Source organism: Burkholderia sp. E168m22 (assembly GCF_001319805.1).
GTDB classification, from domain to species: Bacteria; Pseudomonadota; Gammaproteobacteria; order Burkholderiales; family Burkholderiaceae; genus Burkholderia; species Burkholderia orbicola.
In genome coordinates, this window is record NZ_BBSK01000038.1 from 88,721 (window position 1) to 109,668 (window position 20,948).

Consider the following 20,948-nt stretch of genomic DNA (forward strand, 5'->3'; position numbering starts at 1 on the left):
GCGTGGCATTTGAACCATTTTCAAAAATTTCTGGAAAATCGCATGGACCGACTGGGGGATATCCGGCTGTTCGTCGAGGCGGCGGAACTGGGCAGCCTGTCCGCCGCCGGGCGCAAGCTGAACCTCACGCCGGCCGCCGCGAGCGCGCGGCTTGCAAAACTCGAGGCGAAGATCGCGACGCGGCTGTTCGAGCGCTCGACGCGGCAATTGCGGCTCACCGACGAAGGCAAGCTGTATCTGAACTGCTGCCGCCAGGCGCTGCAGGCGCTCGACGACGCGGATGCGATGCTGCAGGAAGGCCGCAACGTCGTGAGCGGCAAGGTGCGGCTGTCGTCGACGTCCGATTTCGGCCGCCACCAGCTGCTCGACTGGCTCCACGAATTCACGACGCTGCATCCGGGCGTCACGTTCTCGCTGACGGCGTCCGATTCGTCGTCGAACCTGTGGCAGGACGAGATCGACCTCGCGATCCGCTTCGCCGCGCCGCCCGACGGCGCGCTGATCGCCCGCCGGCTCGCGACCAACCGGCGCGTGCTGTGCGCGGCGCCGTCGTTCGTCGAACGCCATGGCCTGCCGGCCGATCCGCACGATCTGGCCCGCTTTCCGTGCAACGTGATCACGATCGCATCCGGTCCGATGAACACCTGGCATTTCACGCGCGGCGACGAAGTGCAGATCCACACGGTGCCGGTGTCGACCGCGTTCGAGACCAACGACGGCGGCCTCACGCGCGAATGGACGCTGCGCGGCCACGGCATTGCACTGAAGTCGCTGTGGGACATCGCCGACGACGTCCGCGCGGGCCGGCTGCGCGTGCTGCTGCCCGACTGGCGCCACCAGGACGCGCCGCTGCACGCGATCTATCACAGCAAGCGCTACATGGCGCCGCGCGTGCGCGTGCTGCTCGACTTTCTCGCCGAGCGCTTCGCGCGCGAGGAAGCCGCGCTCGACGACCTGCTGAATGCGTGCCATTGATGGCCGCTCCTTAGGGGGGGTCGGAACCCCGGAGCCGGCGTCGCGCGCCCGCAACCGGCCGGCCGCCCGTCGTGGCACGAAAAGCTATAATGGAAGGCTTTCCCGACGGCCTTTCCTGCCCGATGCGCGCGATTCGCGTGCCGCACCCGGCCGTCCCGATTCACTCTTGACGACGCCCCCAGGTCAACCACTGCGAACGGCGAATCCCCATGACCAAGAAAGTTTACGTAAAGACCTTCGGCTGCCAGATGAACGAGTACGACTCGGACAAGATGGTGGACGTGCTCAATGCGGCCGAAGGCCTCGAAAAGACCGACACGCCGGAAGACGCGGACATCATCCTGTTCAACACGTGCTCGGTGCGCGAGAAGGCGCAGGAGAAGGTGTTCTCCGATCTCGGCCGCGTGCGCGAGCTGAAGGAAGCGAAGCCGGGCCTGCTGATCGGCGTCGGCGGCTGCGTCGCGAGCCAGGAAGGTGCGTCGATCGTGTCGCGCGCGCCGTACGTCGACCTCGTGTTCGGCCCGCAAACGCTGCACCGCCTGCCGCAGATGATCGACGCGCGCCGCGCGAGCGGCCGCGCGCAGGTCGACATCACGTTCCCCGAAATCGAGAAGTTCGACCATCTGCCGCCCGCGCGCGTCGAGGGGCCGAGCGCGTTCGTGTCGATCATGGAAGGCTGCTCGAAGTACTGCAGCTACTGCGTGGTGCCGTACACGCGCGGCGATGAAGTGTCGCGCCCGCTCGACGACGTGCTGACCGAAGTGGCCGGCCTCGCCGACCAGGGCGTGCGCGAAGTCACGCTGCTCGGCCAGAACGTGAACGCCTACCGCGGCGCGCTGACGGCCGGGTCGACCGACATCGCCGATTTCGCGACGCTGATCGAATACGTCGCCGACATCCCCGGCATCGAGCGGATCCGCTACACGACGTCGCACCCGAAGGAATTCACGCAGCGCCTGATCGACACGTACGCGAAGGTGCCGAAGCTCGTGAGCCACCTGCACCTGCCGGTCCAGCACGGCTCCGACCGCATCCTGATGGCGATGAAGCGCGGCTACACGGTGCTCGAATACAAGTCGGTGATCCGCAAGCTGCGCGCGATCCGCCCCGACCTGTCGCTGTCGACCGACATGATCGTCGGCTTCCCCGGCGAGACCGAGGACGATTTCGACAAGATGATGGCGCTCGTGCACGAGATGGGCTACGACACCAGCTTCTCGTTCATCTACAGCCCGCGCCCCGGCACGCCGGCCGCAAACCTCGCCGACGACACGCCGCGCGAAGTGAAGCTCAAACGCCTGCAACATCTGCAGGCGACGATCGAGGAGAACGTCGCGCGCATCAGCCAGTCGATGGTGGGGAAGGTCGAGCGAATCCTCGTCGAGGGCCCGTCGCGCAAGGACCCGAACGAGCTCGCGGGCCGCACCGAGAACAACCGCGTGGTGAATTTCCCGGCGCCGCTCGCGTCGCACCCGCGCCTGATCGGCCAGATGATCGACGTGAAGATCAACCATGCGTACCCGCACTCGCTGCGCGGCGAGCTCGTGCTCGTCAGCGACGACGCGAGCACGGCCACCCACTGACCGACTGACGCCCGACAGGAGCCCGACGCTACTTTGAAGACCGTCCAAGCACTGGAATTCACCGCCCCGCGCGATGACAACGCGCGCCTCGCCAACCTCTGCGGCCCGCTCGACGAGAACCTGCGGCAGATCGAACAGGCGCTCGACGTCACGCTCGCGCGGCGCGGCCATCGGATCACGATCCGCGGGCGCGGCGCCAAGCTCGCGCTCGCCGCGCTCGAAAACTTCTACAACCGCGCGCGCGATCCGCTGTCGGTCGACGACATCCAGCTCGCGCTGGTCGAAGTGCGCCATACGGCCGGCAACGGCCGCCAGGACACGGTCGACGTGCGCTTTCGCGGCGATCCCGATCATCCGTTCGACGAACCCGTCGCGCAGCTCGACGCCAGCGAGCCGGAGGAAGAGCCGGGGCCGAAGCTCTATACGCGGCGCGCCGACCTGCGCGGCCGCACGCCCGCCCAGCGCGAATACCTGAAGCAGATCCTGCAGCACGACGTGACGTTCGGCATCGGGCCGGCCGGCACCGGCAAGACCTACCTCGCGGTCGCGTGCGCGGTCGATGCGCTCGAGCGCGACCAGGTCAAGCGGATCGTGCTGACGCGCCCGGCCGTCGAGGCCGGCGAGCGGCTCGGCTTCCTGCCGGGCGATCTCGCGCAGAAGGTCGACCCGTACCTGCGGCCGCTGTACGACGCGCTGTACGACCTGCTCGGCTTCGACAAGACGGCCAAGATGTTCGAGCGCCAGATGATCGAGATCGCGCCGCTCGCGTACATGCGCGGCCGCACGCTGAACCACGCGTTCATCATCCTCGACGAGGCGCAGAACACGACGCCCGAGCAGATGAAGATGTTCCTCACGCGGATCGGCTTCGGCTCGAAGGCGGTCGTGACCGGCGACACGAGCCAGGTCGACCTGCCGCGCGGCCACAAGAGCGGCCTCGTCGAGGCGCAGCAGGTGCTCGGCGGCGTGCGCGGCATCGCGCTCACGCGCTTCACGAGCGCGGACGTGGTGCGCCATCCGCTCGTCGCGCGCATCGTCGAGGCGTACGACGAATTCCACGCGCAGCACCAGGACGGCTGAGCGGCGGCGCCTGCGCGCTGCCCCGGCCCGGCCCGCCAGACGGCGCGCCGGGCTTTTTTTTCGCCCGCACGCAGCCGGTCCGAATTCGGGCGCGATCGGCCGTTTGGTGTATCCTCAACGCGTCCCAATCGCCGTACGCGTCATGAAATCCTCCCGTTCCCGCAAGTCCGGCCGCGCCCCGTCCGCCGCGCCCGAATCCCCCCGCCTTTCGCTGTTCGACGCGAAGGGCAAAGCCCGCACCGTCAACGCGCAAGGGCTGCGGATCGACTTCCCGGACGGCCGCAGCCTGATGTTCGACCTGTCGGGCAGCTCGGGCGACGCGGCCGTCGCGATCGTCGCGCAGCACAACGATCCGGCGATGCGCGCGAAGCTCGCGCTGCAGCCCGAGCACTACGACAGCGTGACGCTGCACGTCGGCGCCGAATTCGCGCCGCGCGAGGACGACCCCGAAGACGAGCCGCGCGCGCTGGAGCTCGACCTGTCCGTGCAGTACGGCGACGAGATCACGAGCGACGTGCGCAAGACGCTGCCGAAGCGCAAGCTGATCGCCGAGTGGATCGAGCCGGCGCTGTTCGCGAGCGCGCAGCTCACCGTGCGCTTCGTCGGCGAAAACGAAGGCCGGACGCTGAATGCCGGCTACCGCCACAAGGACTATCCGACCAACGTGCTGACCTTCGCGTACGACGCGGCACCCGACGGCACCGTGATCGGCGACCTCGTGCTGTGCTGCCCGGTGGTCGAGAAGGAAGCGCACGACCAGGGCAAGCCGCTCGCGGCCCATTACGCGCACCTGCTGGTGCACGGCGCGCTGCACGCGCAGGGCTACGACCACGAGACGAGCGACGAGGACGCCGCCGAAATGGAAGCGCTCGAAGTCGACATCCTCGCGAAACTGGGTTTCCCGAACCCGTACCAGTAAGCCGTCCGCCCGATGCGTAACGCCGCGATGCTGCCGCCCGCCTACCCGCCGTCGATCGGCGAAGGCCGTCTGCTGACGGAAGACGAGCTCGCGGCGTCGCTCGCGCATACGATGCGCGACTGGGACGGCCAGCAAGATCTCTGGCTGTTCGGCTATGGCTCGCTGATCTGGAACCCCGGCCTGCCGACCGTCGCCGCCGTGCGCGGCAAGGTGCACGGCTATCACCGCGGGCTCTACCTGTGGTCGCGCGTGAACCGCGGCACCCCCGAACGGCCGGGCCTCGTGCTCGCGCTCGATCGCGGCGGCTCGTGCTCGGGCATCGCATTCCGGCTCTCCGGCCCGACCGCGCAGCCGCATCTCGAGACATTGTGGAAACGCGAGATGCCGATGGGCTCGTACCGGCCTGCGTGGCTGCCGTGCTCGCTCGAGACCGGCGAACGCGTGAACGCGCTCGCGTTCGTGATGCGCCGCGACGCACCGACCTATACGGGCAAGCTGCCCGACCCCGTCGTGAAGGAAGTGTTCGGCTGCGCGGCCGGCCGCTACGGCACGACGCTCGACTACGTGAGCCGCACGGTCGACGCGCTGCGCGCGAGCGGCATCCCCGACCGCGCGCTGGAAGGGTTGCTGGCGCGATGCCGGTGATCCCGCAGATCCCGCACGACGCGCGGCCCGCCACCATGCGACACCGCTCAGCCAGCGCATCCCGCGCATCCGCACGAGGACACACCCGATGAAACCGTCACGCCGGTCGCGTTGCAGGATCGCCGCGCTGCTCGTCGCCGCGAGCGTCGCACTGTCCGGCTGCGGCATACTCGGCTGCGGCGGCGCAGCCACCAACGGCGCGGCCGCCGGCGGCTGCTCGGCCGGCATGCGATTCTGAGCGGCGCGTGAGGCGGGCGCCCGCCTGCGGCAGAATGCCGCCGTCACGGCCGATTTCCCGCGTCGGGCCGCGCCGCGCTTCCCGCCAGCGTTTTTTGGCCGCCACGCCCCGCCGACCCTTTCTGCGATAGGATGGACCCGAAGACGACGCCGCGCCCGGCGCGGCCGTCCGCGAGCGGGGCCCGCGCGAGCCGCCCATCCTGGCCGTGCGGCCGGGGTGACACGGTCGCGTCGTGCCCTTGGTGTATCCTTGCCTACTCCGTGACCGCGCGCTCCGGCATGACCCGGGCGCACCACCATGAACGATTCGTATCCCAGTCGTAAGCCAACCGACAAACCGCAAGAAAAGCGCTCGCTGCTCGAGCGCCTGACCGACTTCATCTCGCCCGAGCCCGAATCCCGCGGCGAGCTGCTGGAAATCCTCCAGGACGCCCACGAACGCAACCTGATCGACGCCGATTCGCTGTCGATGATCGAAGGCGTGTTCCAGGTCTCCGATCTGTGCGCCCGCGACATCATGGTGCCGCGCGCGCAGATGGACGCGATCAACATCGCCGACAAGCCCGAGGATTTCATCCCGTTCGTCCTCGAAAAGGCGCACTCGCGCTATCCCGTGTTCGAGGAGAACCGCGACAACGTGATCGGCGTGCTGCTCGCGAAGGATCTGCTGCGCTTCTACGCCGAGGAAGAGTTCGACGTGCGCGGGATGCTGCGCCCGGCCGTGTTCATTCCGGAATCGAAGCGCCTGAACGTGCTGCTGCACGACTTCCGCGTGAACCGCAACCACCTGGCGATCGTCGTCGACGAATACGGCGGCGTCGCGGGCCTGATCACGATCGAGGACGTGCTCGAACAGATCGTCGGCGACATCGAGGACGAATACGACTTCGACGAGGAAGCCGGCAACATCATCTCGGGGCCGGACGGCCGCTACCGCGTGCGCGCGCTCACCGAGATCGAGCAGTTCAACGAGGTGTTTGGCACCGATTTCCCCGACGACGAAGTCGACACGATCGGCGGGCTGATCACCCATCATTTCGGACGCGTGCCGCACCGCGGCGAGAAGCTGCAGCTCGGCAACCTCGTGTTCGAAATCCAGCGCGGCGATGCGCGCCAGGTTCATGTGCTGCTGGTGCGCCGCAACCCGCTCGCCAGCCGTCGCGCCGAAACCTCGCACGAAGACTGACCGCTCCGCGCCAGCCGCGCCTCCTTCAACCGCTCGCCCTCTTCCGCTTCACATGGACGATCCGATCCCGTCCCGCCCGGCTGGCGGCCTTCTCGCGCCGGCGCCCGGCCGCGCGCTGCCGCGCTGGCACTATCCGGCCGCGCTGCTCGCCGGCGCGGCCAATACGCTCAGCTTCGCGCCCACGCCGCATGGCGGTTGGCTGCAACTCGTCGTATTCGTCTGGTTTTTCGCACAGCTGACGCGCACGTCGAGCTGGCGCGGCGCCGCGCTCACCGGCGGCGCGTTCGGCTTAGGCAACTTCATCACCGGCGTCTGGTGGCTCTACATCAGCATGCACGTGTACGGCGAGATGGCCGCGCCGCTCGCGGGCGGCGCGCTCGTGCTGTTCTCGCTGTACCTGTCGCTGTACCCGGCGTTCTCGGCCGGGCTGTGGTCGTTCTGCGCGGGCCATGCGTGGCACCGCCGCGAGCCCGACCCGCGGCCGTTCTCGCCGACCTGGCACGGCGCGTTTGCATTCGCGAGCGCGTGGGCGCTCGGCGAATGGCTGCGCGGCACCGTGTTCACCGGCTTTCCGTGGCTCGGCAGCGGCTACCCGCAGGTCGACGGCCCGTTCGCGGGCTTTGCGCCGGTCGTCGGCGTGTACGGGATCGCGTGGGTGCTCGCGCTGTTCGCCGCGCTGGTCGTGCAGGCGCTCGCCGCCGCGCGCCCGTCGCCGGGGCGTGACGGCGGCGCCGCCGCACCGAGCGGCAACGCCCGCGTGCGCATCGCCGCGCCGGCCGCCATCGCCGTCGCGCTGGTCGCGGCCGGCGTCGGGCTGTCGCAGGTCACGTGGACCGTGCCTGCCAACGCCCCGCTCACCGTGCGGCTGCTGCAGGGCAACGTGAAGCAGGACATCAAGTTCGAGCAGGAAGGCATCGACGCGGCGATCAAGATGTACCAGCAGATGATCGTCGAGAAGCCGGCCGACCTGATCGTCACGCCCGAGACCGCGATCGCGGTGATGATCCAGGAGCTGCCCGAGCCGTTCGCCGTCGCGATCCGCAAGTTCAGCGACACGACCGGTTCGGCCGTGCTGTTCGGCGCGGTCGGCGCGTCGGTGACCGAGGACGGCCACTACGTCGACTACACGAACAGCCTGTACGGCGTGACGCCGAATTCGCGCGACATCTATCACTACGACAAGCATCACCTCGTGCCCTTCGGCGAATTCATCCCGTGGGGCTTCCGGTGGTTCGTCAACCTGATGAAGATGCCGCTCGGCGACTTCGCGCGCGGCGCGCCGGTGCAGAAGCCGTTCCTCGTGCACAACCAGCCGGTGATGGCCGATATCTGCTACGAGGACTTGTTCGGCGAGGAAATCGCCGCGACGATCCGCGACAACCCGCAGCCGCCGGGCGTGCTCGTCAACGTGACGAACCTCGCGTGGTTCGGCGACACGATCGCGCTCGACCAGCACCTGCAGATCGCGCGGATGCGCTCGCTCGAAACGGGCCGGCCGATGCTGCGCTCGACCAACACCGGGATGACAGCCGCGATCGACGCGCACGGGCGCGTGCTCGGCCAGTTGAAGCCGTTCACGATCGGCTCGCTCGACGTGCGGATCGAAGGCACGAGCGGCTTCACGCCGTACGTGACGAGCGGCAACAACATCGTGCTCGCGGTGTCGCTGGTGCTGCTCGCGTTCGGCTTCACGTTCGGGCCTGGGCTGCGCCGGCGCAATGGCCGGAAGCAGCACGGCGGCGACGCAGCGAAATGACGCAGCGGGCCGCCGCCGCGCGCGGCGGCCCGTGACCGCGAACCGGCCGGCCGCTCAGGCCTGCCGGTCCGATTGGTCCAGTTAGTCCAGTTGGCCCAGTTGCTCCGGCTGCGCGGCGATGCGCCGCAGATCGCGGCTGACTTCCTCCATCACCGGCGCCCACGCGCCGAACGTCGGCTGCCGGTACAACGTCGCGGTCGGATACCACGGGCTGTCCCGGCGCTCGAGCAGCCACGGCCAGTGCGGATTCACGTCGAGCAGCACCCAGGTGCGCGCGCCGAGCGCGCCGGCCAGATGCGCGACCGACGTGCACACGGTGATCACGAGATCCAGCGCGCCGATGAACGCGGCCGTATCGTCGAAACTCGTCAATTCGGCCGTGTAGTCCTCGATCGCGAAACCGGCCGCGCGCGCGGCGGCGACGTCCGTGTCCGCACCCGGCTGGAGCGAATAGAACGTGACGCCGTCGATGCCGCGAAACGCGTCGGCGTAGCGCTCGAGCCCGACGCGCCGGAACGGATTGCGCTGGTGGCCCGCACTGCCCGTCCACACGAGCCCGACCTTCAGCCGGCCGTCGCGGGCGAGCCGCGCGCGCCACGCGTCGCGAGCACCCGGCTCGGCCCGCAGGTACGGCACCGAGGCGGCGAGCGTCGACGCCTCCATGCCGAGCATCAGCGGCAGGCCGATCAGCGGCACTTCGTAATCGAATGCCGGCAACGCATCGATGCCGCCGCCCGCGCCGAACACGTCCGCGTGCGCACCGAGGCTGCGCTGCATCAGCGTGCCGAGCGCCGGAAACGTATTCCACGCGAGCCGGCCGCCCTCGCGATGCACGCGCTCGGCGAGCGGCACGACGAAGCGGCAGAACTGCAGCACGTCGCCGAGCCCCTGCTCGCCCCACACCAGCAGCGTCTTGCCGGCGAGCGGCTCGCCCTGCCAGCGCGGGCCCGGCAGCGCCGGCCGGCGGCCGCGCAACTCGCCCGCGCCGTCCCAGCGCGCCTCGTGGCCGCGCCAGCCGGCCGCGTGGTTGCCGCGCACGAGCTGGATGATCGCGAGATTGAAACGGAACGACGCATCGTCGGGCGCCAGCTCGCATGCGCGCGCCGCATGGCGCTCGGCCTCGTCCCAGCGCTGCGCCTCCTTCATCGCCATCGCGACGTTGTTCATCGCGAGCGCGTTGTCGGGCGCGAGGTCGGCGAGCCGCGCTGCGCACGCGAGCGCAGCGTCCAGGTCGTGCGTCGCGATCCGCGCGACGACGAGGTTGATCCATGCCTGCACGTCCCGCGGATCGTGCTTCACGGCCGCGTCGAGCAGCGCGATTTCTTCCGCGCGATCCGCGCCCGACAAGCGCAGCGCGATCGCGAGGTTGTTGCGCAGCGACGGCCAGCCGGCATCGATCGCGAGCGCCGCGCGGTACGGCGCGACCGCATCCGCGTGACGGCCGGCCATCTGCAGCGCGTAGCCGTGGTTGAAGTGCGTGGCCGCGCCCGGCTGCACGCGCACCGCGCATTCGGCGAGCGCGAGCGCGTCGGCCGGGCGCTGCCGCGCGACGAGCGTCGTCGTGAGCCGCACCAGCGCATCGGCATCGACCGCATGCAGATGGGCCGCAGCGGCCAGCCACAGATCGTGCGCGGCGCGCTCGCCGCGCGCCTGCGCGTCGGCGGCCTGCCCGAGCAGCGCGAGAAACGGCGGAAGCAGCGGAATCAGGATGTCGTTCGGGTCGTCCATGCAGTCGGCGTCGGCAAGCGGTGACGCGGCACGCGTGGCGCACCGCAATACGCGCATCTTACCGCCCGCGCGACGCGCCGCGGCATGGGCGCCGCGCACGTGTGCGCAGGCCGCCGGACCGGTGCGGCGGTGCCCGCATCTGCCTTCCGGCCGCATCCGGTCGCCGATCCGGTAAAATTACGCGTTTCAGCACACTAACAAGCCGCGCCGCCGCGCGAGCCGACCCTCCGGGCCCGCCCGGAGCGCCGTCCGCAACGGAGCGCCAGCGCCACGAAGGCTCTTCATGCTTACGTTTCAGCAAATCATCCTGACGCTGCAGTCCTACTGGGACAAGCAGGGTTGCGCCCTGCTCCAGCCCATCGACATGGAAGTCGGCGCGGGCACGTCGCACGTCCACACGTTCCTGCGCGCGGTCGGCCCCGAGCCGTGGCGCGCCGCGTACGTGCAGCCGTCGCGCCGCCCGAAGGACGGCCGCTACGGCGAAAACCCGAACCGCCTGCAGCACTACTACCAGTACCAGGTCGTGCTCAAGCCGGCGCCGGAAAACATCCTCGACCTGTACCTCGGCTCGCTCGAGGCGCTCGGCTTCGATTTGAAGCAGAACGACGTGCGCTTCGTCGAGGACGACTGGGAAAACCCGACGCTCGGCGCGTGGGGCCTCGGCTGGGAAGTGTGGCTGAACGGGATGGAAGTCACGCAGTTCACGTATTTCCAGGAAGTCGGCGGCCTCGAATGCAAGCCGGTGCTCGGCGAGATCACGTACGGCCTCGAGCGCCTCGCGATGTACCTGCAGAAGGTCGAGAACGTGTACGACCTCGTGTGGACCGAGTGGGAAGAGCAAGGCCCGAACGGCCCCGAGCTGCGCCGCCTGTCGTATGGCGACGTGTACCACCAGAACGAGGTCGAGCAGTCGACCTACAACTTCGAGCACGCGAACGTCGACCTGCTGTTCACGTTCTTCAACAGCTACGAAGCGGAAGCGAAGAAGATGATCGACGCGCAGCTCGCGCTGCCCGCGTACGAGCTCGTGCTGAAGGCCGGCCACACGTTCAACCTGCTCGACGCGCGCGGCGCGATCTCGGTCACCGAGCGGGCGGCGTACATCGGCCGCATCCGCGCACTGTCGCGTCTCGTCGCGCAGGCTTACTACGACTCGCGCGAGAAGCTCGGCTTCCCGATGCTCGGCAACCCGCCGGGCGTGCCGGGCCTCACCACCGACGCCCAGGACGCCGCGCAGCCGGCATGGGCGCCGCCGCTCAAGGTCGAACGCAAGATCGATCAGGACTGACGAGACGAGATTCAATCCAACCATGACGCACAATCATCCCGCCCCCCTGCTCGTCGAACTGCTGACCGAAGAGCTGCCGCCGAAGGCCCTCGCGCGCCTCGGCGACGCATTCGCCGAAGGCATCGCGCAACGCCTCGCGGCGCGCGACCTCATCGAAGGCGAACTCGTGTTCGAGCGCTACGCCACGCCGCGCCGCCTCGCGGTCGTCGTGCAGAACGTGCGCGCCGTCGCGCCTGACAAACAGGTCCGCGAAAAGGTCCTGCCCGTGTCGGTCGCGCTCGACGCCGAAGGCAAGCCGACGGCCCCGCTCGCGAAGAAGCTCGCGGCGCTCGGCCACCCGAATGCGTCGATCGCCGATCTCGAACGCGCGCAGGACGGCAAGGCCGAAGCGTTCTTCATCAACTACTCGGCGGCCGGCGCCACGCTCGCCGACGGCCTGCAGGCCGCGCTCGACGAAGCGCTCGCGAAGCTGCCGATCCCGAAATTCATGACGTACCAGCGCCCGGACGGCTCGGACGTGAAGTTCGTGCGCCCGGTGCATCGCCTGACGGTGCTGCACGACGACCGCGTCGTGCCCGTCACCGCGTTCGGCGTCGATGCCGGCGACACGACGCTCGGCCACCGCTTCCTGTCCGACGGCCTGGTCGCGATCCAGCATGCCCGCGCGTATGCCGACACGCTGCGCGACAAGGGCCGCGTGATCGCGCACTTCGCCGATCGCCGCGAAACGATCCGCACGCAGCTGAACGAACATGCGAACGGCGACACGGTCGTGATGCCCGAGTCGCTGCTCGACGAAGTCACGTCGCTGGTCGAATGGCCGGTCGTCTACCCGTGCCGCTTCGAGGACGAATTCCTGCAGGTGCCGCAGGAATGCCTGATCCTCACGATGCAGACGAACCAGAAGTATTTCGCGCTGACCGACGTCGCCGGCAAGCTGCGCTCGCGCTTCCTGATCGTGTCGAACATCGAGACGAAAACGCCGGGCGAGATCATCGAAGGCAACGAGCGCGTCGTGCGCCCGCGCCTCGCCGATGCAAAGTTCTTCTTCGAGCAGGACAAGAAGAAGCCGCTCGCCGACCGCGTGCCGCAGCTCGCGAACGTCGTCTATCACAACAAGCTGGGTTCGGCGCTCGCCCGCGTCGAGCGCCTCGAGGCGCTGGCCGGCGAGATCGCCCCGGCGATCGGCGCCGACACCGCGCACGCGAAGCGCGCCGCGCGCCTCGCGAAGGCCGATCTGCTGACCGACATGGTCGGCGAATTCCCGGAACTGCAGGGCACGATGGGCACGTACTACGCGCGCCACGACGGCGAAGCCGACGACGTCGCGCTCGCATGCGCCGAGCACTACCAGCCGCGCTTCTCCGGCGACGCACTGCCGACCACGCCGGTGTCGACCGCCGTCGCGCTCGCGGACAAGCTCGAAACGATCGTCGGCATCTGGGGCATCGGCCTCGCGCCGACCGGCGAGAAGGACCCGTTCGCGCTGCGCCGTCACGCGCTCGGCGTGCTGCGCCTGCTGCTCGAAAAGCAGTTGCCGCTCGATCTCGTGTCGCTGTTGCACACGGCCCACGCACGCTTTGCCGGCGTGCCGGGCGTCGCCGAGTCGACGGACGCCATCTTCGCGTTCTTCATGGATCGCCTGCGCGGCCTGCTGCGCGAGCGCGGCTATTCGGCCGGTGAAATCGACGCGGTGCTGAGCCTGAACCCGACGCGCATCGACGATCTCGTCGCGCGCCTCGACGCGGTACGCGAATTCACGCGCCTCGCGGAAGCCGAAGCACTCGCGGCCGCGAACAAGCGGATCTCGAACATCCTGAAGAAGTCGGAAGGCGGCGCGAACGGCGCGGTGCAGCCGACGCTGCTCGTCGAGGCCGCCGAGAAGGCGCTGCACGAACAGCTCGCGGCCGTCACGCCGCACGTGCAGTCGCAGCTCGAGGCGCGTGCGTACACGGGCGCGCTGTCGGCGCTCGCCGCGCTGCGCGTGCCGGTCGACACGTTCTTCAACGACGTGATGGTCAACGCGGAAGATCCGGCCCTGCGCGCGAACCGTCTCGCGCTGCTGTCCGCGCTGCACCAGCAGATGAACTGCGTCGCCGACATCTCGAAGCTCGCCGCATAAGGGCCGCACGATGCCGACCAGCCCCAACCGAAAGCTCGTCGTCCTCGACCGGGACGGCGTGATCAACGTCGATTCGGATGCGTTCATCAAGACGCCCGACGAATGGATCGCGCTGCCCGGCAGCTTCGAGGCGATCGCCCGGCTCAACCACGCGGGCTACCGCGTGGTCGTGGCGACCAACCAGTCCGGCATCGGTCGCGGGCTGTTCGACATGGCCGCGCTCAACGAGATGCACCTGAAAATGCATCGCGCGGCGGCCGCGGTCGGCGCACGCATCGACGCGGTGTTCTTCTGCCCGCACACGGCCGAGGATCACTGCGACTGCCGCAAGCCGAAACCGGGCATGATGCAGATGATCGCCGAGCGCTTCGAGATCGATCCCGCTCACACGCCGGTCGTCGGCGATTCGCTGCGCGACCTGCAAGCCGGCGTCGCGGTCGGCTTCCAGCCGCACCTCGTGCTGACCGGCAAGGGCAAGAAGACGCTCGCCGCAGGCAATCTGCCGGACGGCACGAAGGTCCACGACGATCTGCGCGCGTTTGCGCTCGATTTTCTTTCACACGAACACGAGTGATGCGGCTGCCGCGCGCATCCTCCCCAACGCCAGACTCACGCCGATGCGCTTCGTCCGCTCCCTGCTGCTGCTGATCTACTTCATCCTGTACACGGTGCCGTACGCCACCGCGTGTTTCATCGCGTTCCCGTTCATGCGCCCCGACGCGCGCTACTGGATGGCGGCCGGCTGGTGCAAGTCGACGCTGTGGGTCGTGCGCTGGCTGAACGGCATCCGCTACCGGATCGAAGGGTTCGAGAACCTGCCCGACGGCCCGGCCGTGCTGCTGTCGAAGCACCAGTCCGCGTGGGAGACGCTCGCGTTTCCGGCGCTGATGCCCAAGCCGCTGTGCTATGTGTTCAAGCGCGAGCTGCTGTACGTGCCGTTCTTCGGCTGGGCGCTCGGGCTGCTGCACATGGTCAACATCAATCGCAAGGAAGGCAAGAACGCGTTCGCGTCGGTGATCCGCCAGGGCAAGAAGCGCCTGTCGGAAGGCGCATGGATGATCATGTTCCCCGAAGGCACGCGCACGCCGGTCGGCAAGCAGGGCAAATACAAGACGGGCGGCGCGCGCTTCGCGATCGAAACCGGCACGCCGGTCGTGCCGATCGCGCACAATGCAGGTCGTGTGTGGCCGCGCAACTCGTTCACGAAATTCCCGGGCGTCGTCACGGTGTCGATCGGCAAGCCGATCGCGAGCGAAGGGCTGACGCCCGACGCATTGAACTCGCAGGTCGAAGCGTGGATCGAAGCGGAAATGCGCCGCATCGATCCCGAGGCGTATCGTCAGGCGGGCAACGCCGGCACCCGCGATGCCGCGCGCGCCTGACGCCCCGGATTGCAGCCGTTGCGTACGACAAAAAGAAGCGAACTGATGAAACAGCGTCCGCGGCCACGGCCTGCCGTCGTGGCCCTCGATCATCGCCAGATGGATCTGCCACTCTTCGACGGGCCGGCCGCTGCGCCGTCGGCGCCTGCCGCCCCGCCGGCACCGCCCGAAGCCGCCCCCGCCGCGCCGCTCGATCCGGGCCGGGCGCCCGATCGCTCGCGCGTGCGCACGTTCGCGCTCGACAGTCGCGTGCTCGAATACCGGCTGAGGCGCTCCGCGCGCCGCACGATCGGCTTCACGATCGACGGCAGCGGGTTGTCGATCACCGCGCCGCGCTGGGTCACGCTCGCCGATATCGAAGCGGCGATCGCCGAGAAACAACGCTGGATCTTCGCGAAGCTCGCGGAGTGGAAGACGCGCACCGAGCAGCGCGCGCTGCCGCAAATCGACTGGCGCGACGGCGCGCAGCTGCCGTATCTCGGCAAGACGGTGACGATCGCGCTCGGCGCGGGCGCCGTCGCGTTCGACGCCGATGCGCTGCGGCTGTCGCTGCCGCTGCCCGTGCAGGCCGACATGCAGCAGATCAAGGATCGCGTGCAAGGCTGGCTGCAGGGCGAAGCGAAACGCATCTTCGGCGAACGCCTCGTGGTCTACGCGGAAAAGCTCGGCGTCACGTATTCGATGTATGCGCTGTCGTCGGCCGCGACGCGCTGGGGCAGTTGCTCGAGCGACGGCAAGATCCGCCTGAACTGGCGGCTGATTCATTTCCCGATGTCGATCATCGACTACGTCGTCGCGCACGAGCTGTCGCACCTGCGCGAGATGAACCACAGCCCGGCCTTCTGGCAGACCGTCGAATCGATCTTCCCCGAGTTCCGCGAAGCACGGCACACGCTCAAGCATCACCCGCCCGAGCTGCTGCCGTCGCTTTGACGCGCACGGCTTCGGCGCCAACGAAAAGGGCGATGCGGATTATCCCGCATCGCCCTTTTTCGCTGCCGCGGCGCATGCCGCGGCCCGGTTCGTCCGGCGCTTACTTCTTCTGGATGAACTCGATCTTGTAGCCGTCCGGATCCTCGACGAACGCGATCACGGTCGTGCCGTGCTTCATCGGGCCCGCCTCGCGCGTGACCTTGCCGCCTTGCGCCTTGATCTTCTCGCAGGCCGCGTACGCATCGTCGACCGCCACCGCCAGATGGCCGAAACCGTTGCCGAGATCGTAGGACGGCGTCTCCCAGTTGTGGGTCAGCTCGATCACGGTGCCCGTGCTCTCGTCTTCGTAGCCGACGAACGCGAGCGTGAACTTGCCTTCCGGATAATCCTCGCGACGCAGCAGCTTCATGCCGAGCAATTCGGTGTAGAACTTGATCGAGCGGTCGAGATCGCCGACTCGCAGCATCGTATGCAGCAAACGCATGTGTTGTACTCCTGTGGGGACTTTCCAGAACCGGAAATTCTACCGGAGTCGGGTGAATCTCGCCGGGGGCGCCTAGCCCGGGGGCGCAGCCGATGCAGCGTGTCGGCTGCACCGGCGCGAGCAAGAGTGCAGCGGCGGAAACGGCACGATCCAGCTCGCCCGGTCACCGCGCCGATCGGGTAACATCCTTCCACTTCGCACCAAAAGCGGGCATGCGAGCCGCCGCCCGACCGCGACCACCCTCTTTCGTTGCCGCCACACTGCCGTGCGAAACCGCCGATTCGAGCGCGCCGGACGCGCCGCCCGCCTAACCTCGTTGCCGCCATGCCCGCCCCACGAGGCGCGCCGATGACCGCGCTTGCCGCCGCCCCCGTGCGCCGCACCCTCGATACACGTGCCGTCGGCCTGATGTTGCTGCTGTGCGCGATCTGGGGCTTCCAGCAGGTCGCGATCAAAAGCACGAACGCCGCGATCGCGCCGATGTTCCAGGCCGGGCTGCGCTCGGCGATCGCCGCGCTGCTGCTATGGGGCTGGGCGCGCTCGCGCGGCACGCCGCTGTTTCAGGCGGACGGCACGTTCGGTGCGGGGCTCGCGGCCGGTGCGCTGTTCGCCGGCGAATTCATCTGCGTGTTCTTCGGGCTGACGCTGACGAGCGCGTCGCACATGGCGATCTTCCTGTACACGGCGCCGTGCTTCACCGCGCTCGGCCTGCACCTGTTCGCACCGGGCGAGCGGCTGCAGCGCGCGCAATGGGCCGGCGTCGGCCTTGCATTCGCCGGCATCGCGCTCGCGTTCGCGGACGGCTTCCTGAAGCCGCGCATGCCCGGCGCGTCCGTGCTGGCCGGGCTCGCCGGCGACGCGCTCGGCATCCTCGGCGGCGCGATGTGGGCCGCGACGACGGTCGTCGTGCGCTCGACGGCGCTCGCGCGGGCCAGCGCGAGCAAGACGCTGTTCTACCAGCTCGCGGTATCGGCGCTCGTTCTGGTCGCGCTCGCCGCGCTGTGCGGCCAGATGTCGTTCGCGCAGGTCACGCCGGTCGCGCTCGCGAGCCTCGCGTACCAGTCGGTGATCGTCGCGTTCGTCAGCTACCTGTCGTGGTTCTGGCTGCTGACGCGCTACAGCGCGTCCCGGCTGTCCGTCTTCACGTTCCTGTCGCCGCTGTTCGGCGTCGCGTTCGGCGTGCTGCTGCTCGGCGAATCGGTCGGCTGGCGCTTCATGTCGGCGGCCGCGCTCGTGCTGACCGGCATCGCGCTCGTCAACGCGCCGCCGCGCCGGCGGGCGTGACGGCCGGCGCAACACGCGCGGGCAATAAAAAAGGCTGCCGGTCGGGCAGCCCTCTTCGATACGGCCGGGGGTGGGCTCGCGCCACGCGCGTCCGTCATCCGGCCTTGCGCAGCGCCGCCAGCGCCTGCGCGACGCCGACGTATTCGGCCACGCTCACGTCCTCCGCCCGGCGCGCGAGATCGAAGCCGAGCGCATCGAAATCGATCGTCTCGCGGTAGTCGCCGAGCGTATTGCGCAGCATCTTGCGACGCTGCGAGAACGCGGCCGTGACGATTTCGCCGAGCAGTACCGGATCGACGTCCGGCAGTTCGTGCGGCTCGTACGGAATCATCCGGACGATCGCCGAATCGACCTTCGGCGGCGGCTGGAACGATTCCGGCGGCACGTCGAGCATCTTTTCCATCACGTAGCGGTACTGCAGCATCACGGACAGCCGCGAAAACGCCTTCGTGCCCGGCTCCGCGACCATCCGCTCGACGACTTCGTTCTGCAGCATGAAATGCTGGTCGATGACCGCATCGGCGAACGTCATCAGGTGAAACAGCAGCGGGCTGGAAATGTTGTACGGCAGATTGCCGACGATCCGCAGCGACGGCTTGTCGCCGGGCGCCGCGAGCGACCGGAAGTCGAACGCGAGCGCGTCGCCCGCGTGCAGCTCCAGCAGCGCGCCGAAGCGTTGCTGCAGGCGCCCGATCAGGTCGCGGTCGAGTTCGACCGCGTGCAGCGGCGACTCGGGCGTCGCGAGACGCTCGATCAGCGGCCCGGTCAGCGCGCCGAGCCCCGGGCCGATCTCGACCATCCGCTGGCCGCGCGCGGGGCCGATCGTCGCGACGATCGAGTCGATCACGCCGTGATCGACGAGGAAGTTCTGCCCGAAGCGCTTGCGCGCGAAATGGCCTTGGTGCTGTCTGCTGTTCGACATCGACTGAATGAAACGAAAAATACGACGAATGGGGTAAACCGGCAGCGTCAGGCTGCGCGGCGATGGCGCGCCATCGTGACGGCCGTATCGAGCGCGGCGATCATGCTGCCCGGATCCGCGCGGCCCGTGCCGGCCAGATCGAGTGCGGTGCCGTGATCGACCGACGTGCGGATGATCGGCAGCCCGAGCGTCACGTTGATGCCCTCGCCGAACGTCGCGTACTTCAGCACGGGCAGACCCTGGTCATGGAACATCGCGAGTACGCAATCGGCATCGGCCAGATGGCGCGGCTGGAACAGCGTGTCGGCCGGATACGGGCCGCGCGCGTCGATGTGTTGCGCGTTCGCGCGGGCCAGTGCCGGCGAGATCACGTCGATCTCCTCGCGGCCGAGATAACCGTTCTCGCCCGCGTGCGGGTTCAGGCCCGTCACGAGGATGCGCGGTGCGGCGAGACCGAAGTCGCGCCGCAGGTCACGATCGATGATCGCGAGCGTCTCGACGAGCCCGTCGATCGTCAGCGCGGCCGATACGTCCTTCAGCGGCAGGTGCGTGGTCGCGAGGGCGACACGCAGCGGCCGGTGGCCGGTGCCGGCCAGCATCATCACGACGCGCGGCGTATGCGTGCGCTCGGCCAGGTATTCGGTATGGCCGGTGAACGGCACGCCCGCATCGTTGATCGTGCTTTTCTGCAGCGGTGCGGTGACGATCGCGTCGTACCGGCCCGCCAGCGCGCCGTCGATCGCCGCGTCGAGCAGGCCGAGCACGTACCGGCCGTTCGCCGCGTCCAGCTTGCCCGCCTGCGCGGGCACGGCCAGCGCGTGATGCGCGACCGACACCTGCGCGCTGCCGGCCAGCGTGGCCGGGTCGGCGCCGACCGCCGCGGCCCGCGCGTCGAGCAGCGCCGCATCGCCGAGCACGGTGAAATGCGCATCGGGCCAGCGCTGCGCGGCGTCACGCAGCGCCTGCACGGTCAGCTCCGGGCCGACTCCCGCGGGTTCGCCGGTCGTGATCGCGATCTGCAGCGCGGGCGTGGTCATTGATGCTCGCTCAGTTCGCCGGGCCGACGCCGCCGATCTTGTACTGCACGTACGACGAGTCGCGCAGCTCGCGCAGCCAGTCGGCATACGCCTGCTCGGCCTTGCGCTGGCCGATCGCCTGACGGGCGATGTCCATCTGCTGCTGCACCGACCCTTCCGCCTCGCGGCGGTTCAGCACCTGGATCAGGTGGTAGCCGTATTCGGTACGAATCGGCTGACTGATCTGGCCGTCCTGCAGGTTGTTCATCGCGCGCTCGAATTCCGGCACGGTCTCGCCCGGGCTGATCCAGCCGAGATCGCCGCCCTGCGACGCGGAACCGTCCTGCGAATAGGTGCGCGCGAACTTCGCGAAATCGCCGCCGGCCTCGACCTGGTTGCGGATGTCGACCAGTTGCTGGCGCGCCTGGCCTTCGGACTTGCCTTCGCCGACGCGCAGCAGGATATGGCGCACGTGCGTCTGGACGATCTTCGGCGCCGCGGCGCTCGCGCCCTGGCTCTGGCGGCGATCGACGAGGCGCACGATCTCGAAGCCGTCCGGCACGCGGATCAGCGTCGGGTTGACCTGGCCCGGGCGCAGCTTCGACGCGGCGTCGACGACGTCGGCCGGCAGCGCGCTCGGCGACTTGAAGCCGAGATCGCCGCCCTTCTTCGCGTCGTTCGCTTCGGAGTTGTTCTTCGCGAGGCGCTCGAAATCGGCGCCCGACTTCGCCTGCTGCAGCAGCGCGTCGGCCTTCTTCTGCGCGGCCTCGATGTCGGCCTGCGGCGCGTTGGTGGGCGCCTTGATGAAGATGTGCTGGAAGCGCAGGTCCTGCTGCTGCGACGCGTTCGGCCCGCGCTGGCTCGCGATGTAGTTCGCGACCTCGGCGTCCGACACCGTGATCTTGCCGTCGACCTCGCGCTCGCGCAGCTTCGACAGCATCAGCTCGGTGCGCGCGTCGTTCGTGAAGATGCTCCAGGGCACGCCTTGCGCCTCGAGGCGCCCGCGGTACTGGTCGAGCGTCATCCCGTTCGCCTGCGCGAGACGCTGCAGCGTGGCCTGCACGGTCGCGTCGTCGATACGGATTCCGTCGTCCTTGGCCTTCTGCACCTGGATACGCTCGAGCACCATCTGGTTCAGCACCTGCGCGCGCAGCTGGTCGGCCGGCGGCACCGGCGCGTTCTGCTGCTGCAGCCGGCGCGCGATCAGGCCGACGCGCTGGTCGAGTTCGCGGCCCGTGATCACGTCGTTGTTGACGACCGCGACGACTTCGTCGGCGAGCTGCGCACCTTGCGAACCGAGCGCCTGCGCCGCGGCCGGCGCGGCGACGAGCAGCGCGGCGGACGCGGCGAGGCTGGACACGACTGCCGCGAAACGAAGGGTTTTCTTCATTGCCACTGGAACTCCATT

The 20,948-nt window shown here is 68.9% G+C and carries 19 protein-coding genes; 14 read left to right on the forward strand and 5 right to left on the reverse strand.

The genetic code is table 11. The annotated features are described in order from the left end of the window. Positions 1-42 precede the first annotated feature (42 nt). From AP428_RS11065 to lnt, 8 genes are all read left to right on the forward strand, one after another. The gene (locus AP428_RS11065; RefSeq protein WP_006477876.1) at positions 43-975 is read left to right on the forward strand and encodes a LysR family transcriptional regulator; all 933 of its coding nucleotides are present in this window, start codon (positions 43-45) and stop codon (positions 973-975) included. Positions 976-1,184: 209 nt separating this feature from the next. Then, positions 1,185-2,558 (forward strand): tRNA (N6-isopentenyl adenosine(37)-C2)-methylthiotransferase MiaB, encoded by a 1,374-nt coding sequence (miaB, locus tag AP428_RS11070; protein WP_006477875.1) that lies wholly within the window; start codon positions 1,185-1,187, stop codon positions 2,556-2,558. A gap of 33 nt (positions 2,559-2,591) precedes the next feature. After that, entirely contained in the window at positions 2,592-3,638 is a 1,047-nt protein-coding gene (locus AP428_RS11075) for a PhoH family protein (protein WP_006477874.1), read from the forward strand. Positions 3,639-3,780: 142 nt separating this feature from the next. Then, entirely contained in the window at positions 3,781-4,557 is a 777-nt protein-coding gene (ybeY, locus tag AP428_RS11080; RefSeq protein ID WP_011546160.1) for an rRNA maturation RNase YbeY, read from the forward strand. A 12-nt stretch (positions 4,558-4,569) separates the two neighbouring features. Then, positions 4,570-5,202: a gamma-glutamylcyclotransferase gene (locus tag AP428_RS11085; RefSeq protein WP_011546161.1), complete on the forward strand. Its 633-nt coding sequence runs from the start codon at positions 4,570-4,572 to the stop codon at positions 5,200-5,202. An 88-nt stretch (positions 5,203-5,290) separates the two neighbouring features. Further along, entirely contained in the window at positions 5,291-5,440 is a 150-nt protein-coding gene (locus AP428_RS37155) for a hypothetical protein (RefSeq protein WP_164728356.1), read from the forward strand. A gap of 297 nt (positions 5,441-5,737) precedes the next feature. Further along, positions 5,738-6,625, forward strand: a complete 888-nt coding sequence (locus tag AP428_RS11090; protein ID WP_006477871.1) for an HlyC/CorC family transporter — start codon at positions 5,738-5,740, stop codon at positions 6,623-6,625. A gap of 52 nt (positions 6,626-6,677) precedes the next feature. Further along, positions 6,678-8,381, forward strand: a complete 1,704-nt coding sequence (lnt, locus tag AP428_RS11095; RefSeq protein ID WP_011546163.1) for an apolipoprotein N-acyltransferase — start codon at positions 6,678-6,680, stop codon at positions 8,379-8,381. A gap of 81 nt (positions 8,382-8,462) precedes the next feature. Here the strand turns inward: lnt and AP428_RS11100 are convergent, their stop codons facing one another. Continuing rightward, on the reverse strand, positions 8,463-10,109 hold the full coding sequence (locus tag AP428_RS11100; protein WP_041489247.1) for a hypothetical protein: 1,647 nt from the start codon (positions 10,107-10,109) through the stop codon (positions 8,463-8,465). A gap of 283 nt (positions 10,110-10,392) precedes the next feature. Between AP428_RS11100 and glyQ the strand changes: the two genes are divergently transcribed. From glyQ to AP428_RS11125, 5 genes are read left to right on the forward strand one after another with little or no spacing between them, the layout of a single operon-like run. Further along, positions 10,393-11,397 carry a glycine--tRNA ligase subunit alpha gene (gene glyQ, locus AP428_RS11105; protein ID WP_006477868.1) on the forward strand — a complete coding sequence of 335 codons (1,005 nt, stop codon included), beginning with the start codon at positions 10,393-10,395 and terminating at the stop codon, positions 11,395-11,397. Positions 11,398-11,419: 22 nt separating this feature from the next. Further along, the gene (gene glyS, locus AP428_RS11110; RefSeq protein WP_011694393.1) at positions 11,420-13,519 is read left to right on the forward strand and encodes a glycine--tRNA ligase subunit beta; all 2,100 of its coding nucleotides are present in this window, start codon (positions 11,420-11,422) and stop codon (positions 13,517-13,519) included. Positions 13,520-13,529: 10 nt separating this feature from the next. After that, positions 13,530-14,093, forward strand: a complete 564-nt coding sequence (gene gmhB, locus AP428_RS11115; protein WP_011546166.1) for a D-glycero-beta-D-manno-heptose 1,7-bisphosphate 7-phosphatase — start codon at positions 13,530-13,532, stop codon at positions 14,091-14,093. 43 nt (positions 14,094-14,136) lie between these two features. Beyond that, a complete protein-coding gene (locus tag AP428_RS11120; RefSeq protein WP_011546167.1) occupies positions 14,137-14,901 on the forward strand; it encodes a 1-acyl-sn-glycerol-3-phosphate acyltransferase in 765 nt (254 codons plus the stop codon). A gap of 45 nt (positions 14,902-14,946) precedes the next feature. Further along, on the forward strand, positions 14,947-15,834 hold the full coding sequence (locus AP428_RS11125; RefSeq protein ID WP_011546168.1) for a M48 family metallopeptidase: 888 nt from the start codon (positions 14,947-14,949) through the stop codon (positions 15,832-15,834). Between the two features lie 100 nt (positions 15,835-15,934). Here the strand turns inward: AP428_RS11125 and gloA are convergent, their stop codons facing one another. After that, the gene (gene gloA / locus AP428_RS11130; RefSeq protein WP_006477863.1) at positions 15,935-16,318 is read right to left on the reverse strand and encodes a lactoylglutathione lyase; all 384 of its coding nucleotides are present in this window, start codon (positions 16,316-16,318) and stop codon (positions 15,935-15,937) included. 348 nt (positions 16,319-16,666) lie between these two features. Between gloA and AP428_RS11135 the strand changes: the two genes are divergently transcribed. Then, positions 16,667-17,602: a DMT family transporter gene (locus AP428_RS11135; protein WP_011546169.1), complete on the forward strand. Its 936-nt coding sequence runs from the start codon at positions 16,667-16,669 to the stop codon at positions 17,600-17,602. 94 nt (positions 17,603-17,696) lie between these two features. On the opposite strand, the gene rsmA is transcribed toward AP428_RS11135, so the two are convergent. Genes rsmA through AP428_RS11150 form a run of 3 tightly spaced genes read right to left on the reverse strand, consistent with a single transcriptional unit; the run spans position 17,697 to position 20,930 of the window. Then, positions 17,697-18,524: a 16S rRNA (adenine(1518)-N(6)/adenine(1519)-N(6))-dimethyltransferase RsmA gene (rsmA, locus tag AP428_RS11140; RefSeq protein ID WP_011546170.1), complete on the reverse strand. Its 828-nt coding sequence runs from the start codon at positions 18,522-18,524 to the stop codon at positions 17,697-17,699. A 47-nt stretch (positions 18,525-18,571) separates the two neighbouring features. Further along, entirely contained in the window at positions 18,572-19,561 is a 990-nt protein-coding gene (pdxA, locus tag AP428_RS11145; protein WP_011546171.1) for a 4-hydroxythreonine-4-phosphate dehydrogenase PdxA, read from the reverse strand. A 10-nt stretch (positions 19,562-19,571) separates the two neighbouring features. Next, positions 19,572-20,930 (reverse strand): peptidylprolyl isomerase, encoded by a 1,359-nt coding sequence (locus AP428_RS11150; protein ID WP_011546172.1) that lies wholly within the window; start codon positions 20,928-20,930, stop codon positions 19,572-19,574. Positions 20,931-20,948: the final 18 nt, after the last annotated feature.

Bases quoted from the DNA above. Each gene is read 5' to 3' on its own strand.
- AP428_RS11065 (WP_006477876.1), top strand. From the start codon at position 43: ATGGACCGACTGGGGGATATCCGGCTGTTCGTCGAGGCGGCGGAACTG.
- miaB (WP_006477875.1), top strand. From the start codon at position 1,185: ATGACCAAGAAAGTTTACGTAAAGACCTTCGGCTGCCAGATGAACGAG.
- ybeY (WP_011546160.1), top strand. From the start codon at position 3,781: ATGAAATCCTCCCGTTCCCGCAAGTCCGGCCGCGCCCCGTCCGCCGCG.
- AP428_RS11085 (WP_011546161.1), top strand. From the start codon at position 4,570: ATGCGTAACGCCGCGATGCTGCCGCCCGCCTACCCGCCGTCGATCGGC.
- AP428_RS37155 (WP_164728356.1), top strand. From the start codon at position 5,291: ATGAAACCGTCACGCCGGTCGCGTTGCAGGATCGCCGCGCTGCTCGTC.
- AP428_RS11090 (WP_006477871.1), top strand. From the start codon at position 5,738: ATGAACGATTCGTATCCCAGTCGTAAGCCAACCGACAAACCGCAAGAA.
- lnt (WP_011546163.1), top strand. From the start codon at position 6,678: ATGGACGATCCGATCCCGTCCCGCCCGGCTGGCGGCCTTCTCGCGCCG.
- AP428_RS11100 (WP_041489247.1), bottom strand. From the start codon at position 10,109: ATGGACGACCCGAACGACATCCTGATTCCGCTGCTTCCGCCGTTTCTC.
- glyQ (WP_006477868.1), top strand. From the start codon at position 10,393: ATGCTTACGTTTCAGCAAATCATCCTGACGCTGCAGTCCTACTGGGAC.
- glyS (WP_011694393.1), top strand. From the start codon at position 11,420: ATGACGCACAATCATCCCGCCCCCCTGCTCGTCGAACTGCTGACCGAA.
- gmhB (WP_011546166.1), top strand. From the start codon at position 13,530: ATGCCGACCAGCCCCAACCGAAAGCTCGTCGTCCTCGACCGGGACGGC.
- AP428_RS11120 (WP_011546167.1), top strand. From the start codon at position 14,137: ATGCGCTTCGTCCGCTCCCTGCTGCTGCTGATCTACTTCATCCTGTAC.
- AP428_RS11125 (WP_011546168.1), top strand. From the start codon at position 14,947: ATGAAACAGCGTCCGCGGCCACGGCCTGCCGTCGTGGCCCTCGATCAT.
- gloA (WP_006477863.1), bottom strand. From the start codon at position 16,318: ATGCGTTTGCTGCATACGATGCTGCGAGTCGGCGATCTCGACCGCTCG.
- AP428_RS11135 (WP_011546169.1), top strand. From the start codon at position 16,667: ATGACCGCGCTTGCCGCCGCCCCCGTGCGCCGCACCCTCGATACACGT.
- rsmA (WP_011546170.1), bottom strand. From the start codon at position 18,524: ATGTCGAACAGCAGACAGCACCAAGGCCATTTCGCGCGCAAGCGCTTC.
- pdxA (WP_011546171.1), bottom strand. From the start codon at position 19,561: ATGACCACGCCCGCGCTGCAGATCGCGATCACGACCGGCGAACCCGCG.
- AP428_RS11150 (WP_011546172.1), bottom strand. From the start codon at position 20,930: ATGAAGAAAACCCTTCGTTTCGCGGCAGTCGTGTCCAGCCTCGCCGCG.